The following is a 16,249-nucleotide window of genomic DNA, read 5'->3' as shown; positions in this document are numbered from 1 at the left end:
GTTCATGAGCGTAGCGGAATTGAATACGGTCGATATGGCCGAAGTGCTGACATACGCCTATGAATTAGGTGATATGATTAATCAATCCGCCGAAGTGTCGGATTACTTATACTGGAAAGGACGGGTGGATGCCAGCCCGGAAATCCAGGCCATGGTCAAGCGGCTGCAGGGGAAGAAAGAGCTGTTTGAGGAGACACAGCGGTTTGGACATTTTCATCCTAACTATCATTCAGCCAAGGATGAGGTTACAGCGGTAGAGCAGGAGCTTGAGCAGTTCGAAGAGGTTGCCCGCTTCAAGCAGGCAGAGAAGAACCTTGATGATATGCTTCATTCCATGTCGGAAACCATTGCTTATTCGGTATCGGAGAGCATTAAGGTTCCGAGCAATGACCCGTCTCCCAAAGGCGGAGGATGCGGCAGCGGCGGCAGCTGCTCCTGCGGATAGATAGGCTTCGGATCAGGGGAACAGAAAGTGAGGCGAATAGCTGATGTTTGCGGAACGAACAGGATATATTGTATGGGTTAGTGACGTTAAGGCGGCACGGAATCTGGAGAAATACGGGACTTTGCATTATGTATCCAGGAAGATGCACTACGCCGTGATGTATGTGAATGCGGAACGAGCCGAGGAAGTAATGAAGAACGTCCGCAGACTCTCCTACGTGCGCAAGATTGAAAGATCCTACCGAAATGAACTGAAGACAGAGTATACCAGCAACGGACCGGACAAGACCCGTTATTATGGATTGTAGGTTCTGATCTTTGAGAATGAGCAGGTGCCAGGGCGGCATCTGCTTTTTTGCATAATTTACATAGGAACAGATAGATCTGAAAGTCACAGAGGGGTAAGAAGCAGGAGGGAACCTAAGGAACATGCAGAATGAAGAATGGCTCACAAGCGCAGGCATCGACATTGGAACCAGTACGACAAAATGTGTGTTCAGCCGTTTGAAAATAGAGCGGCAATCCGGCTTATCCAGCCTTCCGCAGTTTCATATTACCGAGCGAAATGTGTTCTATGAAAGCCGGATGCATCGAACACCGCTGATTGGAGATTCGCAGATAGATCTTGGGCAATTAGAGCGGATTCTGGCCAGCGAGTACAGCCGTGCAGGTCTTTTGCCTGCTGATATTCATACGGGAGCTGTTATTATTACCGGGGAAACAGCGTTTAAGCAGCAGGCGGATGTGGTATTGCATAGCCTTGCTGCAAATGCAGGAGAATTCGTCGTTGCACAGGCGGGCGGGGATTTGGAAGCTGTGCTGGCAGGCAGGGGATCTGGTGCAGAAGCCCGTTCCCTGCATATAAAGGGGCAGGTGGTCAATGTGGATATCGGTGGCGGGACAGCTAATGCTGCTTTTTTCGAAGGCGGGAGCTGTGTTCGAACGCTCAATTTCCATATCGGGGGCCGTTTAATCATGCTGGAAAGGGACGGGAGCATCACACGGATTTCCCCTCCTGTCCTGCATTGGCTGAAGTCTGCGGGTTTCACGATGTTACGGGAGGGAGAGGCGGCTGAGATTGGCCAGCTCCGGCAACTTGCTGAGCGATGGAGTGAAATGCTGCTGGAGGGGATCCAAGAGACTGTGGACTGGAGCAAATATCCTCTCATCTACGGAAATCCTGACAGTAGTAAGGTACACTCTGAAACAGAGATTGCTGAGATCTGGATATCCGGTGGTGTAGGTGCGCTTATGGAGCTCGAATCACCATTAGACCTCACTGAAGCCGCCAGATTCGGAGATATCGGACCGCTGCTGGCCTCGGCTTTGCGTATCGCCGGAATCCGTTATCCTGTAAAACTACAGGCTGCGCCAGAAGCGCAACGGGCTACCGTTATAGGGGCTGGAGTCCATACGGCAATGCTAAGCGGCTCAACTGTGTTCGCTGACCGGATGCTGCTGCCGCTGAGAAATGTACCTCTGGTACGTGTAACATGGCATGACCAGCCCGGTGGAGAGCTAACCTGGATAGAGACCGGAGTAAAAGAAGCTTTTGCGGAAGGGAAACAAAAGTATGGGGGTGCAGGAACACAGGCGTGCAAGTTCGCAGTAATTGTTCCGCATCTCTCTGTCTGCACCTATCCGATGATCCGCCGGATTGCCGAAGCTGCAGCTGCCTCGGCTCTTCATTATCAGCTGGAGATGGCCGTTATCATTTGTGAGAATGATATTGCAAAAGCGCTGGGGAATTGTATCTATTTGATAACGGGCGGGACCCTGCCTTGTGTATGCTTGGATCAGGTTACAGCCCGGCATGGGGATTATGTGGACATCGGTGAGCCTGCAGGTGAAGGATATATTCCGCTAGCTGTAAAAACCCTTGTTTTTCATTCATGAGGGAAAACACAAAGGAAGGGATTGAGGCCGATGAAATTGACGATCTCGCTACAAGGGAAGAGTTATGGCTTCCGCGATTTGAAGCAGCTGTTCGCTGCAGCCAATGAGGAGAGGTCAGGGGACATACTGGCTGGACTTGGAGCGGAGCATGCCAAAGAACGGATGGCGGCCAAGCTGCTGCTTGCGGATCTGACACTGGCCGATATCCGCAGCCACCCTATGCTCCCTCCTGAAGAGGATGAAGTTTCAAGAGTGATTGAAGAAGGTGTGGAGGAACAGGCATATCAGCGCATTCGCCACTGGACAGTGGGGGATCTTCGGGATCAGCTGTTGTCCCGAGATGCGGCCGGGGTTCAGGACATCAGCAAAGGATTGAACAGTGAGATGGTAGCAGCGGCTGCAAAGCTCATGTCCAACCTGGATCTGATTCAGGCCGCCGCCAAGTGCGAGGTTATCACCCGGTGCAATACGGTACTTGGGGGCAGAGGAAGACTGGGGAGCCGGGCACAGCCCAATCATCCGACAGATGATCCTGCAGGTATGAAGGCTTCAATCTATGAAGCGCTGAGCTACGGTGTTGGAGATACGGTAATTGGGATTAATCCGGTCATCGATACAACCGACAACATCCTCCGGCTGTTCCATGAGACAATGGAGGTCATCCATCGATGGAATATTCCGACTCAAAATAGTGTGCTTGCCCATGTCACCACCCAGATGAGAGCCATTGAAAAGGGAGCGCCAGCGGATCTGATCTTCCAGAGTCTTGCGGGTACGCAGAGCGGCAATGATTCATTTGGCATTAATCTGCGGCTGCTGGAGGAAGCTGATCAGCTGATTCAGGAGTCGGGAACGGCAAAGGGTGAGAACCGCTGGTATTTTGAAACCGGCCAGGGTTCCGAGCTGTCTGCAGGAGCCCATCATGGTATTGACCAGGTTACGCTGGAGTCCCGCTGCTACGGGCTGGCGAAGCGTTTCAAGCCCTTTATGCTGAATACCGTAGTTGGGTTCATAGGCCCGGAATATTTATATGACAGCAAGCAGGTGATAAGAGCAGGCCTGGAGGATCATTTCATGGGTAAAATCCAGGGGCTGCCGATGGGTGTGGATGTCTGTTACACCAACCATATGCGGGCAGACCAGAACGATATGGATAACCTGGCTGTCCTGCTGGCTGCCGCAGGGGTGAACTTCATCATCGGAGTGCCCATGGCCGATGACTGTATGTTGAATTACCAGTCAACCAGCTTTCATGATATAGCTACGCTGCGGGAACTGCTGCGCTTGCAGCCTGGCGCTGAATTCGCTGCGTGGGCAGAGAGCATGGGCATCCTGCAGGACGGGCGGTTGACCGCTCTTGCCGGTGACCCGACGAGATTGATGTAGATGGAATGTTCTCAAAAAAATCATAGCTAACCAAACGTTCAGGAGGAAAAAAATATGCCCTTTCGCGATGAAGACAGAATGCAGGAGCTGAAGCAGGCGACGCCCGCCAGAATTGGCACGGGCAGGGCGGGCACGCGGCCGACCACCCGGGAACTGCTGAAGCTGCGATATGATCATGCGGCTGCAGTTGATTCAGTGTACGGCAGCGTTAGCACCAACCTGCTTGCAGAGCTGGGGCTCTTCATGGTGGATTCCGGAGCGGTCGACCAAGAGCTATATTTAAGGAGACCGGATCTGGGCCGGCTCCTGCCGGATCACAGCATACAGCAGCTCACCCAGCGTTGTATTCCTTCCCCTCAAGTGCAGCTTGTGGTCTCGGACGGGCTCAGTGCCGGTGCCATTGAGCATAATGCGGGTGATTTGATTCCAGCGCTCCTGGATTCGCTGCAGGTGCAGGGTCTGAAGGCAGGGACTCCTTTTTTTGTAAGGAATGGGCGGGTGGGAATTATGAATGCCATTGGGGATATTCTCCATCCGGAGACTATCGTGCTCCTGATCGGTGAACGGCCGGGGCTGATTACTTCCCATTCGATGAGTGCCTATCTCTGTTATAGACCACATGCCGGAATGACTGATTCTGATCGGATGGTCATCTCCAATATTCATCAAGGCGGGACACCTCCTGTGGAAGCGGGTGCTCATATAGGCAGTCTGATCGCCAGTATGCTGAAACAAAAAAAGAGCGGGGTTGGTCTGGTTCAGTAAACAGAATGAACGGGATCTAATTCCTGAACTGCCCAACTCAGGGCAGTTTTTTTGTGGATGAAACCGTGGGATTTGTCGAAATGCCTCTGTTTTACCTTGTACTTTTTATCGCTGCTTAATACTTCCGCTATATGCTGGGAAGAGAGTGACAAAATTCACGAGAGAAAACAAACAGGTGACCTAATGACGAAACGAATGGCAATAACCCAAAAACTATCGGCAATTCCCCAGTATCTTCAGCACATCAACGGCAGGCTGCATAACGAGGTGAAGGAGCTGAGAAGGCTGTCGGCTCTGCTGGATATTATGAATCAAGGGCGGCTGGATACCTTTTTCCAACCGATTCTGCAGCTGAGAAGCGGGCTGACGATGGGTCATGAGGTACTGAACAGGCCCCCCAACTCAACGCAATTTCCGACCACGGAGCATTTCTATGAATTTGCCGGCCGTACGGATCAGATGTTCAGATTCGAGCACTACTGCCGGCGGATTTCGCTCTCGCGTTATATGGAGCGGCTGCCGGAAGGAGAAGCAAAGACCGACACGCTTGTATTTATCAACGTACACCCGGGAGTCTTGAATGATGTCCGGCATAAAAGTGGTGAAACGCTCAGTCTCCTGCAGGAGTTGAATCTCTCCCCGGAGCGGGTTGTGTTTGAATTAACCGAGAGGCAGGCAGTCCAGGATTATGTAGGATTCGAGAAAGTGCTGTCACATTACCGTGAGCAGGGGTTCCGAATTGCTGTGGACGATGCCGGCTCCGGCTATAACAGCCTCAAGACACTGGTCTATCTGAAGCCGGAGTTCATCAAGCTGGACAAATCCCTGATCCGTGGCATTCACGGCAACCGGGAGCAGCAGGAGTTATTGGAGCTAATCAGTGAATATGCCTATCGATCCGCTACCCGGGTCATTGCTGAAGGTATCGAAACGGAAGAAGAACTACTGTATTTGCAAATGGCGGGCATTGAGTTTGGACAAGGCTATGCGCTTGGCAGACCCGGCCACTGGCCTGTACGGGGCGCTTTTCCAGCGGATTCACCACAAGTTCCAGTTAGAGGAGGTTATAAGCATGTTTCTTCAGATCGGTGAAATTGCTGAACAAATTCCGGAGATCTCTCCTCACCAGAAATGCGCGTATGTGGACCATATCTTTAAGAGCAATCCTCAGCTTCAGGGTGTGGCAGTGACGGAGGGCGGGCAAGCGGTCGCATTGATCATGAGGATTCGCTTTTACCAGCAGATCGGTACACTCTATGGCTTCACCCTGTATATGGGCCGCTCCGTCGGACTGATCATGGATGGTTCACCGCTGGTTGTAGATTACAAAACACCGATTACCGAGGTCAGCCGGCTGGCGATGGACAGAAGTGAAGAACATCTCTATGATTACGTGCTGGTCACTCATGAAGGGGCACTATTTGGAGCGGTGAGCGTAAGGGATTTGCTGCTTAATTTTGCTGAGATCCAGGCGGTGGCCGCGAGCTTTTTGAATCCGCTGACCGGTCTGCCGGGGAATCTGAGCATAAATGAGTGGATGGTGAAATCGCTGCTGCAGGAGCAGTTCAGTGTTCTGTACATAGATCTGGATCATTTCAAGGCGTATAACGATACTTACGGGTTTAAGGAAGGCGACCGGATGATTCAGGCCACCGCGGAGATTCTCAAACATTGCACCTTGCGGCTGGAAGGGTTTTTGGGGCATATCGGCGGGGATGACTTTATTATTTTCATAGATGATTATCATTACGAGGAATATTGCCGGACGATTATGGAGGAGTTTGATAAGGTGATGCAAGGATTTTATCATCCAGGCCATTTGGCACAGCATTACGTGCTCACCGAGGGCCGCTCAGGCGTGGTGGAAGAAATTCCGCTGGTTTCGATCTCTATAGCCGTTGTTACTAACCGTTACCGTCGATTCGATTCTATCGAAGACCTTTCCGGGGAGGCGGCAAGACTCAAGAAAATATGCAAAATGATCAAAGGCAGCAGCTATGTCGATGACGGGGATCGCTCTATAAATAAAACCTGCTGACCTTGGGCACTACAGACTGTAAGGGTGATATGCTTGAACAACAAACGTCAATGCGGTAATATTGACAACAATAAGAGCATGCCAAGACCCTTTCAGTGGAGTGTGATGATTATGCATGTCAAGGGGATGGAAACGTGGGGGGTGTACGAGCCCTTTCACATCATGCTGAATGAATACAGTGTGGCCGATATTGTTATAACACCGCATGCGAGAAGCCGTTATACCGACCGGATCAGTAAGGAAGACGGCAAAGACGCGGATATTGGCGCGTGGATATGGCAATGCGTGAAGCAGAACCGGGTAAGGCCGTATTCGCAGAGAGAATATCATGCTTATTTGATCGACAATGACACATCAATGGTGGTTCAGTTCAAGGAACTGGAAGGGGCCGCCACGATCTCCGGAGATCCGCTGTATGTGATGATTGTGGTTACGTTTCTCGGCAATATTTCATCGACTCCCCAGCTGCGGGATCTGAGAGCCTACTTTTCATGGCTGCGCCATTCCCGCCGCATAAAACTGGTGAAGAAACGCCGCAGACGCAGATAACGAGCGCACAGTTACAGAGAAGGCATGCGGCGGAAGGCTGCATGTTTTTTTTGAAAATATAAGAATTTATATGTTTCACGCTATAAATCATCCTTATATTTCTCGCTGAAACGGATTCCGTCCCTTAAAAGGAGGGCGAAGCCGTTTCCACTTGAGTTTTTTATAATAGAAGGAGTCCTGAGCATGAATTTTCATCAGCTGCATATTTTTTATACCGTTTCCGAGAGAGGAAGTTTCTCTGCCGCGGCACAGACGCTTCACATGACACAGCCCGCAGTGACCATGCAGGTTCAGGCGCTGGAGGATTACTTCGGAGCCAAGCTCTTCGACCGTTCCAGTAAAAAAATAATCCTCTCGGAGGCCGGCCGCACGCTGCTGCCGTTCGCGCTGCGCAGCATTCAGCTGATGCGGGAGACGGACCAGGCAATGTCGGCGTTTACGCATATGCTGGAGGGACGTCTGCTGCTGGGAGCTAGCCTGACCATTGGAGAGTACGTGCTGCCGCGCCTTTTGGGTCCGTTTGGCAAAGCCTACCCTCACATCTCCATCATGATGAAGGTAATGAATACCTCTCAGCTGCTGGAGGAGATTCACAAGCATCAGCTGAATTTCGGCCTGATCGAGGCGCCGGTCTCCCATCCGGATATGGTCATTGAACCGGTTATGGGGGATGAGCTGAAGCTGATCGTACCCCGGGAGCACCCGCTGGCGGAGAATGATGAAGTCACGCTTGCGGAAGCGCTGCAGTATCCGTTTGTGCTTCGTGAACAGGGCTCAGGGACCCGCCGGGTCATGGAAGAACAATTGCTGGCCAAGGGACTGGATCCGGGGGCGATGCGAGTGGTGATGGAGCTGGGAAGTACAGGAGCTGTGAAATCGGCGGTGGAAGCAGGGCTCGGACTCACCATTATTTCTACCTCCTCAGTTAAGCATGAAGTGGCGCTGGGATTGCTGAAAATTGTCAACATTACGGATGCCTCGTTTAAAAGACAGTTTTATGCGATCCATCTCAAATCGACGCTGCTGCCTATCTCGGCGGTGACGTTTCTGACGTTTTTGCGTGACCATGCAGGAGATCAGTAAACAGTATAATCAATTTGTACATACGCTCATCCGCATATTTGGGGTATTATGGGAATCAATATGCTGAAATTATCGAGCGGAGGATACGTATGACCATTGTACTGCAGGGAGAAAAAGTTACGCTGAGGGATCTGACGGAAGAGGACATCCGCACCATTTATTATTATGAATATGAAGCCGAGGACAGGGAGCATCTGCTCTGGAATGGTCCTTACGGGGTGCAGGAATGGGAAAGCTATGAATCGTTCGCGCCGAAATTTACCGAGACCTTGGCTCTGGTATATACCGACGAGCCCCGCAGCCGTCTGGTGATTGATATTGATGGCGAACTCAAAGGAACGGTAGGCAGATATTGGTTGTCGAAGGAGACGAACTGGTTTGAAATCGGAATTGTTCTGTTTGATTCACGTTTTTGGTCAGGCGGATATGGGACCGAGGCATTCCGGATGTGGATGGAATATCTTTTTGATGCCATGGATACGGTCCGGCTTGGAATAGGCACATGGTCGGGCAATATCCGGATGATGGGGTTGGCCGCGAAATGCGGCATGATCGAAGAGGCGCGGGTTCGCAAGGCGCGGATTGTACGAGGTGAGTACTACGATGCCATTAAGATGGGGATTCTTCGTGAGGAATGGGAAGCAGCAAGGAGCCAATAGACTTGAAGGGCAGGTAGGATAATGGGGCAGGAGCATAAGAACAGCCAATTAAAAGAACAGACGGGCAGCGGTTTCTCAGGCAGAGCCGATCTGCATACCCATACATTATCTTCGGACGGAATGCAGCCACCGGCTGAGAATGTACGATTGGCCTATGAAAAAGGGCTGGCGGCAGTTGCAATCACGGATCACGATACAGTGGCCGGAGTCGCTGAAGCCCTTGAGGCCGGGCGGAAATACGGCATTACCATTGTTCCCGGAGTCGAAATCAGTACGCGAGCCGGCGGGAAAGAGATTCATGTGCTGGGCTATTTCATGGATACAGAGCAGGAACTGTTTCTGTCCAGGCTTGCAGAGCAAAGAGATACCCGAGCGCAGCGGAACGAGGCGATCATTGCGAAGCTGCAGGGACTGGGCATCGACATTACACTGGACCAAGTTACCGCAGGCATAGGACGGGAGCTGAAGCCCGACGAGAGCGTGGGCCGTCCGCATATTGCCGACGCATTGGTGCGCCTCGGGGCGGCTTCGGATATGCGTGATGCGTTCGACAAGTATCTGGCTGAAGGCGCAGCGGCTTATGTGTCACCGCCGCGCATCACACCGGAGCTGGCATGTGAATGGATTGCAGAAGCAGGTGGAGCAGCGGTACTTGCCCATCCTGGAATCTACGGGGACGATGAGCTGGTCCGCGGTATTATTGAACGCAGTGCGCTGCGCGGCATTGAGGTTTACCATTCAGATCACGGCCCTACCGATGAAGAACGTTACCTCGCGCTCGCTGAAGAATACGGACTCATGGTCACTGGCGGTTCGGATTTCCACGGTGCGCGCCAAGGGGTTGTGTTCCATGGAGAGATTGGCAGCGTTTCGGTGCCGGTCGCGGTGCTGGAGCGGTTGAAGGGTGAGTCATCCGGATCTTAGGTAAAGTGAAGCTGTATTGCGCATGGGAAGTGGTACGTGGTCCGGAACATGCCAAAAGAGCAAAGCAACGGCTGAAATGCCGTTGTTGAAGCACTATTGGCGAGAAGAGTGGGTAATAACGGCAAAAATGCCGTTATCGGGGCTCTAAAGGTGATAATAGGTAGGAATAACGGCAGAAATGCCGTTGTTAGCGACTCCCGCCGTGCCATTCCCGCTTTCGTGATATATAAAGAACCACCAGCCAAGGACATCTGTCTTTTAGCTGGTGGTTCTTTATGTTTAAGAATGCAGCCCGGAGTTACAGCAGCAATCCGTAGAATGCCTTAATTCTTGAGCGTATTCGGCAGACTCTTAATCCGTTCCTCGTCAGGAGTGACGAAAAGAGTCTTTTGATGATCGTAGATCACGAAGCCGGGCTTAGCCCCGCTGGGCTTGCGAACATGACGGATGAGTGTACAATCCACAGGAACACTGCTCGATTGTTTGGCTTGGCTGAAATAAGCAGCCAGTTGCGCGGCTTCCTCAAGCGTAGCATCTCCAAACGACTCGCTGCGGATCACCACATGAGAGCCGGGAATGTCCTTGGTGTGCAGCCAGGTATCATTAGCCGAAGCGAGACGGTTCGTGACATATTCGTTTTGAAGATTGTTTTTACCGACATAGATTTCCACGCCTTCCGAAGAAGTGAACACCTGCAGAGTAGGGCGGGTGGTTTTTTTCTTCTTTTTACCCTTTTTGCTGCGGTCGCGCAGGTAGCCCTGACCCACTAGCTCATCGCGGATTTCCTCGATGTCATTCAATGAAGCATGGGCCAGTTGCTGCAGCAGTGTTTCCATGTAAGCAATTTCCTCATGGGTTTTGAGCAACTGCTCGTTGATCACCAGCAGGCTGTTCTTGTATTTGTTGTATTTCTTGAAATACCGCTGTGCATTGTCTGAAGGAGTGAGCAGCGGATCTAGCGGGATGGTGATTTCCGCCTGGTCCTCATCGTAATAATTTACAAGTGTAGCTTGCTTGTCGCCTTTGGAGACAGCATGTAATGAAGCGAACAGCAGCTCGCCCCAGATCCGGAATTGATCGGCATCCTGGGCTTCGTCCAGGTCTTTTTGCAGATTGGCCAGCTTCTTGACGTTTTTGCTCCGTTCATTGCTCAGGAAACGGATCAGGTCACTAACCCGCTGCTTCACTGTATCGCGTTCGGCTTTATCTCCGTAATAATCCTCCAGGCAAGCGCTGATGGAGCTGTAATGCTTCACATGCTCATCCGAAAGTGTCAGCGTAATGGCAGAGAAGACGGGTTTGCCTTTGGCGTTTGCTCCTGACATTGGGGAAAAGCTGAATGTCCGCACTGGCGCAAGCACTTTGTCAAAAGCTCTCCATAATGACATCATCTCGTCTGTCCAATGTTCATCCGACTCGGGTGAAGCGACAGAAGTACTACCTGCGGAGTCGGCTGCTGAAGCAGGCCCGGTTACACCACTCTGCCGCACAATTTCTCCGGCAATTAACGGACTCATACCGCTGAAGGCATGCACGATCCATTGGATAGGGTCAGCTGAAGGCGCTGGACCACCGGAGCCGTCCGCCTTAGGCTCCTCCAGCGACTTCAAGAGGTCGGCGAGCTCACCCTCAATCATCTCTTCTGGCTCCTGCTCTTCACCGGAGCCAGCTGTCAGCGCTTCCTGCTCGGCAGCCGCTGCGAGACTTATAAATGCCTCTTGGCCGATCTCCAAAGGATTCAGCTTATGCTGCTGGGGCGGCTCAATATAAGCGATGCCGGGCATAACATTCCGATAGCTGCTGATTGTCGGAGTCACATGATGAATGCCGTCGATAATAATACCGGTCGTAAGATCGGTAAGAATGATATTGCTGTGCCGGCCCATCAGCTCGATGATGATTTTTTTGGCTGATACATCTCCGAGCTCATCCCGGGTCCTTACCTGGATATGAATGATGCGCTCCAACCCAACTTGACTGATGCTCTCGATGGTTCCGCCTTCACAGTGTTTGCGCATCAGCATGCAGAACATCGGCGCTTCCGCTGGATTAATGCTGTTTCTGTCGGTCAGATGAACCCGCGGATAAGTAGGATTGGCAGAGAGCAGCAGCTTGCCGCCACCCCCGGAGCCACGGAGGATGAAGATTAGATCGTGTGTACTGGGTTGATATATTTTGCCGATACGTGCACCGATAAAGGATTGAAGCTCGTGCACGATCGCTCTGGTTACTATGCCGTCTAATGCCATGATCATGTTCTCCTGTCGACTGATAATAAAGTACTCTCTCTATGATGCCATACTTTGACACATTTGCGCAAAAGGAGAAGCCATGGGAGAAGTGATATTTTGGGACGACTATGAATACACTTGGACATGAACAGGTGGAAAAGCTGTGCGCCGCCGGAAGTCAAGAAACGACCGGGAGGGGAAAGTAGGACTATGGAACAAAAAAGTTGGCACCGGCTCGGTGCAGAGGAACTGCAGAAGATGTTCGGCGTTCATCCGGGATCGGGCCTAAGCGGAGAGGATGCCGCGCAGAGGCTGATGGAGAACGGACACAATGAGCTGTCGGAAGGGAAGGCGATATCTCCGGTTACCCTGATGCTTAACCAGTTTAAGGATTTCATGGTACTGGTGCTGATGGGAGCGACGCTGGTGTCCGGTCTGCTGGGCGAATACCTGGATGCCATAACGATTGTCGCTATTATTATGCTGAACGGGGTTCTGGGTTTTGTCCAGGAATTCCGGGCCGAACGTTCGTTGCGTGCGCTCAAGCAGCTCTCGGCACCTTCTGCAAAGGTGCTGCGTGATGGAAAGGTTGAGCACATACCCGCCAAAATGCTGGTGCCTGGCGATATTGTGCTGCTGGAGAGCGGTGACCGGATTCCAGCCGATGTCCGCTGGCTGCAGTGCAGCGCTTTGTACGCAGAGGAATCGGCGCTAACCGGTGAATCACTGCCTGTCTCCAAGCATTCGGAAGCCATTCATGCCGAGGAAATTCCGCTTGGTGATCAGAAAAATATCGGATTCATGGGCACAATGGTTACACGGGGAACAGGCCGGGCCATCGTTGTACGCACTGGCATGGATACCGAGATGGGCAAAATAGCCGATCTGATCCTGAATACCGAATCCCAGGAAACCCCGCTCCAGCATCGGCTGGAGCAGCTGGGGAAAATTCTGATCTACGTTTCACTCGGCCTGACAATTGTGGTTGTAGCGGCGGGTATTCTGCATGGGCAGCCTGTAGCTGCTATGTTCCTTGCCGGTGTAAGCCTTGCTGTAGCGGCGATTCCGGAAGGGCTGCCGGCCATTGTCACCATTGCGCTTGCACTCGGCGTTCAGCGGATGATCAAACGCAAGGCCATTGTCCGCAAGCTCCCATCAGTCGAAACACTCGGGTGTGCCTCGGTGATCTGTTCTGATAAGACGGGAACGTTAACCCAGAACAAAATGACGGTCACGAGGTTATGGAGTGCCGGGCGGAATTTAGAGGTAACGGGTGAAGGCTATGCCCCAATCGGACATGTACTGCAAAAGGGCAAGCCCATTGACCTTAAAAATGATCAAAACCTGCGGCGCATGCTCCAGATCGGCGCACTGTGCAGCAATGCAGAGATTATTGAAACCTTTCCCGGAGAAACCAGGAGCAAACGCAAAGGCAAAGAGAAAGAGAAAAGCAGTGATACCGGCAAGAATGCGGCCAATCCGTCTGTATGGGAGCTGAAAGGTGACCCAACGGAAGGGGCACTGGTTACTTTATCCGCAAAAATGGGGCTGACTGCGCAGTCGCTTGCTGTAACCTATACAAGGGAAACGGAGTTCCCGTTCGACTCCGAACGCAAGCTGATGTCCGTGGTTGTCAATCATCCGGGCGGTAAAATGATCTGTACCAAAGGTGCGCCGGATGTTCTGCTGAACTGCTGCTCCTATATGCTGTGGGAAGGTGCGGTCGTACCTTGCACACCTACCTTACGCCAGAAGGTGTTGGAAGCCAATGAAGAAATGGCATCCGGTGCGCTGCGTGTTCTGGGAATGGCTTACAGGGAAATGCGTTCCGGTGAAGTCGCAGGCAGTGAAAAAGAAGCCGAATGCCAATTGGTCTTCGCCGGACTGGCCGGGATGATCGATCCGCCGCGCCGTGAGGTGCGCGATGCCATCAGCATTACCCGCAGAGCAGGAATCAAGACAGTGATGATTACCGGAGACCATGGAACCACAGCAGAAGCGATTGCCCACCAGCTGGGTATTTTGCAGCGTGGCGGAACTGTATTAACCGGCAGTCAGCTCACCCGGATGGATGACGATGCCCTCGATAAGGTATCGGATAATGTATACGTGTATGCAAGGGTCTCTCCAGAGCATAAGCTGCGCATCGTCAAATCCCTGCAGCGCCATGGGCATGTCGTGGCGATGACCGGGGACGGGGTTAATGACGCCCCAGCGATCAAAGCGGCGGATATCGGGATCTCCATGGGAATCACCGGGACAGATGTAACCAAAGAAGCCTCTTCGCTCATTCTGGGTGACGACAACTTCTCTACTATAGTAGCGGCCATTGAGGAAGGGCGGAACATTTACGAGAATATCCGCAAATTTATCCGTTACCTGCTCGCCTCGAACGTAGGGGAAATTCTGACGATGTTCTTTGCCATGATGCTGGGACTTCCTCTGCCTCTGGTTCCCATCCAGATTCTCTGGGTCAATCTGGTAACCGACGGCCTGCCAGCGATGGCACTTGGGGTGGATCAGGCTGAGAAAGATTTGATGGAGCACAAGCCGCGCGGATCGAAGGAGAACATCTTTGCCCGCCGCCTCGGCTGGAAAATCATCAGCCGCGGGCTGCTAATCGGCCTGTGCACCTTAGCCGCTTTCTGGCTGACTCTGCGAATTGACCCCGGCAGTCCGCAGCAGCTGATCCGGGCGCAATCGGTTGCTTTTGCCACCCTGGTTATGGCCCAGCTGATTCATGTTTTTGACTGCCGAAGCTCCCGCTCAGTGTTCCACCGCAATCCGTTTCAGAACAAATATCTGGTGCTCGCTGTGCTCTCATCAGTTCTGCTGATGCTGGCAGTAATGTATCTGCCTGTGCTCCAGCCAGTCTTCAAGACCGTGCCGCTTACCTTCCGTGAATGGTGTCTGGTGTTGGTTACCGCCGGCATTCCTACCTTTCTGATGGGAGCTGGCAGCGTGTGGGGCGGCAAGAAGAACCGCAGCCGCAGCGGAGGACGTGCAATGATAAAAAGTACAAAAATTTCGGCATAAAATCAATAGCTTAAACCCACTCCTTAAGGTATGCTTGGTTCACTGTTACTAACCTTTAGGAGTGGAATCTCAATGGAATTTACCAAAATGCATGGCCTTGGCAATGACTTTATTATCGTTTTCGGCGAGCAGGAGCTTCCTGCTAATGCCTCTGAGCTTGCAGTTACCCTGTGCAACCGGTTCTTTGGCATAGGTGCGGACGGGCTGGTCTATATACTGCCGTCGGAACGCGGTGATTATATGATGCGCATTATGAATTCGGACGGTTCGGAAGCAGAGCAATGCGGGAACGCGATCCGCTGTGTGTCCAAATATGTCTATGAGCACGGACTGGTTGGCTCTGAGCAGATTGTTATCGAAACCATCGGTGCCGGTGAGCAGAAGGTATCCCTGAAGGTGAAGGACGGCGTGGTGGAGACGGTTACGGTTGATATGGGTGAGCCTGTATTGTCGGGGGCACAGATACCTGTGGCTATCGATGCCGAGCCAGTGCTGGACCAGCCGATCAAAGCGGATGGCAGAGAGTTCAAATTCACTGCTGTATCTATGGGCAATCCGCATTGTGTGATCTATGTGGATGATGCTGTAGGCTTTGACCTGGCCACTTGGGGGCCTAAGCTGGAGGTACACCCGCTGTTCCCGAGAAAAGTTAACGTTGAATTCGCCACCGTGCTGGACCGCGGACATGTCGATATGCGTGTCTGGGAACGCGGAGCGGGACCTACCTTAGCCTGTGGAACCGGTGCTTGCGCCACATTGGTCTCCTCAGTACTGAACGGTCTAACCGACCGCACCGCGACGATCAGCCTGAAGGGCGGCGATCTCTATATTGAATGGAATGAACAAGACAACCATGTTTACATGACTGGACCGGCTCAGGTGGTATACACGGGTTCGGTGGACCTTTAATCTGTCATCCTACAATCACGAGTTAACAATAAAAGAGCTATTTTCAAGCGGAATCATTCACTTGAAGATAGCTTTTTTTCGTATTTATGCAGGATTGTGAATCGATACACAAATGAAAAAGATGCTTTTGCTGAAAAAAGTCGAAAAATATGCAAGGAATTAGAGGGATCATCCGATATAGAATATAAGTTTTTACAATTTTAGAAAATTGTTTTTCAGAGTTTGATCAGCATTAGAAAGGTGGACATTCATGAAACACAAATCAACCAGGATTTCGGCAATTATTTTGACCTCTGTGATGTTGATATCACTTGTGGGGTGTACAGGAA

14 protein-coding genes are annotated in these 16,249 nt (G+C 51.9%); 13 read left to right on the top strand and 1 reads right to left on the bottom strand.

Annotated features, from left to right (window positions below):
• Positions 1-4 precede the first annotated feature (4 nt).
• The 11 genes from A3849_RS19305 to A3849_RS19255 all read left to right on the top strand — a co-directional run bounded on the left by A3849_RS19305 (position 5) and on the right by A3849_RS19255 (position 9,744).
• Positions 5-445, top strand: a complete 441-nt coding sequence (locus A3849_RS19305; RefSeq protein WP_074106515.1) for a YlbF/YmcA family competence regulator — start codon at positions 5-7, stop codon at positions 443-445.
• Positions 446-488: 43 nt separating this feature from the next.
• Positions 489-752 carry a YlbG family protein gene (locus A3849_RS19300; RefSeq protein WP_074088579.1) on the top strand — a complete coding sequence of 88 codons (264 nt, stop codon included), beginning with the start codon at positions 489-491 and terminating at the stop codon, positions 750-752.
• Positions 753-873: 121 nt separating this feature from the next.
• Positions 874-2,340 carry an ethanolamine ammonia-lyase reactivating factor EutA gene (locus A3849_RS19295; RefSeq protein WP_074112895.1) on the top strand — a complete coding sequence of 489 codons (1,467 nt, stop codon included), beginning with the start codon at positions 874-876 and terminating at the stop codon, positions 2,338-2,340.
• Positions 2,341-2,370: 30 nt separating this feature from the next.
• Positions 2,371-3,726, top strand: a complete 1,356-nt coding sequence (gene eutB, locus A3849_RS19290) for an ethanolamine ammonia-lyase subunit EutB (RefSeq protein WP_074112894.1) — start codon at positions 2,371-2,373, stop codon at positions 3,724-3,726.
• A gap of 54 nt (positions 3,727-3,780) precedes the next feature.
• Positions 3,781-4,491, top strand: a complete 711-nt coding sequence (eutC, locus tag A3849_RS19285) for an ethanolamine ammonia-lyase subunit EutC (protein WP_074112893.1) — start codon at positions 3,781-3,783, stop codon at positions 4,489-4,491.
• Between the two features lie 183 nt (positions 4,492-4,674).
• A complete protein-coding gene (locus A3849_RS19280; protein ID WP_074112892.1) occupies positions 4,675-5,583 on the top strand; it encodes an EAL domain-containing protein in 909 nt (302 codons plus the stop codon).
• Entirely contained in the window at positions 5,564-6,529 is a 966-nt protein-coding gene (locus A3849_RS19275; RefSeq protein ID WP_074112891.1) for a GGDEF domain-containing protein, read from the top strand. The genes A3849_RS19280 and A3849_RS19275 overlap by 20 nt, the downstream gene beginning before the upstream one ends.
• Positions 6,530-6,562: 33 nt before the next feature.
• A complete protein-coding gene (locus A3849_RS19270) occupies positions 6,563-7,078 on the top strand; it encodes a hypothetical protein (RefSeq protein ID WP_306010718.1) in 516 nt (171 codons plus the stop codon).
• Positions 7,079-7,261: 183 nt separating this feature from the next.
• Positions 7,262-8,161 (top strand): LysR family transcriptional regulator, encoded by a 900-nt coding sequence (locus tag A3849_RS19265; RefSeq protein ID WP_074112889.1) that lies wholly within the window; start codon positions 7,262-7,264, stop codon positions 8,159-8,161.
• 89 nt (positions 8,162-8,250) lie between these two features.
• Positions 8,251-8,820, top strand: coding sequence for a GNAT family N-acetyltransferase (locus A3849_RS19260; RefSeq protein WP_074112888.1), 570 nt, complete (start codon positions 8,251-8,253; stop codon positions 8,818-8,820).
• A gap of 21 nt (positions 8,821-8,841) precedes the next feature.
• On the top strand, positions 8,842-9,744 hold the full coding sequence (locus tag A3849_RS19255) for a PHP domain-containing protein (RefSeq protein ID WP_074112887.1): 903 nt from the start codon (positions 8,842-8,844) through the stop codon (positions 9,742-9,744).
• A gap of 323 nt (positions 9,745-10,067) precedes the next feature.
• On the opposite strand, the gene A3849_RS19250 is transcribed toward A3849_RS19255, so the two are convergent.
• Positions 10,068-11,993 carry an Rqc2 family fibronectin-binding protein gene (locus tag A3849_RS19250; RefSeq protein WP_074112886.1) on the bottom strand — a complete coding sequence of 642 codons (1,926 nt, stop codon included), beginning with the start codon at positions 11,991-11,993 and terminating at the stop codon, positions 10,068-10,070.
• Positions 11,994-12,185: 192 nt separating this feature from the next.
• Between A3849_RS19250 and A3849_RS19245 the strand changes: the two genes are divergently transcribed.
• Entirely contained in the window at positions 12,186-15,011 is a 2,826-nt protein-coding gene (locus A3849_RS19245; RefSeq protein WP_074112885.1) for a calcium-translocating P-type ATPase, SERCA-type, read from the top strand.
• A 72-nt stretch (positions 15,012-15,083) separates the two neighbouring features.
• On the top strand, positions 15,084-15,920 hold the full coding sequence (gene dapF / locus A3849_RS19240) for a diaminopimelate epimerase (RefSeq protein WP_074112884.1): 837 nt from the start codon (positions 15,084-15,086) through the stop codon (positions 15,918-15,920).
• Positions 15,921-16,249: the final 329 nt, after the last annotated feature.

It is taken from the genome of Paenibacillus sp. P46E, assembly GCF_001909095.1.
Lineage (GTDB): Bacteria > Bacillota > Bacilli > Paenibacillales > Paenibacillaceae > Paenibacillus_AQ > Paenibacillus_AQ helianthi.
Note: the sequence above shows the minus strand (reverse complement) of the source record. Positions and strands in the feature narration are given on the sequence as shown.

Coding starts and splice junctions, on each gene's coding strand:
- A3849_RS19265 (WP_074112889.1), top strand. CDS start 7,262: ATGAATTTTCATCAGCTGCATATTTTTTATACCGTTTCCGAGAGAGGA.
- A3849_RS19250 (WP_074112886.1), bottom strand. CDS start 11,993: ATGGCATTAGACGGCATAGTAACCAGAGCGATCGTGCACGAGCTTCAA.
- A3849_RS19280 (WP_074112892.1), top strand. CDS start 4,675: ATGACGAAACGAATGGCAATAACCCAAAAACTATCGGCAATTCCCCAG.
- A3849_RS19275 (WP_074112891.1), top strand. CDS start 5,564: ATGTTTCTTCAGATCGGTGAAATTGCTGAACAAATTCCGGAGATCTCT.
- A3849_RS19305 (WP_074106515.1), top strand. CDS start 5: ATGAGCGTAGCGGAATTGAATACGGTCGATATGGCCGAAGTGCTGACA.
- A3849_RS19260 (WP_074112888.1), top strand. CDS start 8,251: ATGACCATTGTACTGCAGGGAGAAAAAGTTACGCTGAGGGATCTGACG.
- A3849_RS19255 (WP_074112887.1), top strand. CDS start 8,842: ATGGGGCAGGAGCATAAGAACAGCCAATTAAAAGAACAGACGGGCAGC.
- dapF (WP_074112884.1), top strand. CDS start 15,084: ATGGAATTTACCAAAATGCATGGCCTTGGCAATGACTTTATTATCGTT.
- A3849_RS19300 (WP_074088579.1), top strand. CDS start 489: ATGTTTGCGGAACGAACAGGATATATTGTATGGGTTAGTGACGTTAAG.
- eutB (WP_074112894.1), top strand. CDS start 2,371: ATGAAATTGACGATCTCGCTACAAGGGAAGAGTTATGGCTTCCGCGAT.
- A3849_RS19295 (WP_074112895.1), top strand. CDS start 874: ATGCAGAATGAAGAATGGCTCACAAGCGCAGGCATCGACATTGGAACC.
- eutC (WP_074112893.1), top strand. CDS start 3,781: ATGCCCTTTCGCGATGAAGACAGAATGCAGGAGCTGAAGCAGGCGACG.
- A3849_RS19245 (WP_074112885.1), top strand. CDS start 12,186: ATGGAACAAAAAAGTTGGCACCGGCTCGGTGCAGAGGAACTGCAGAAG.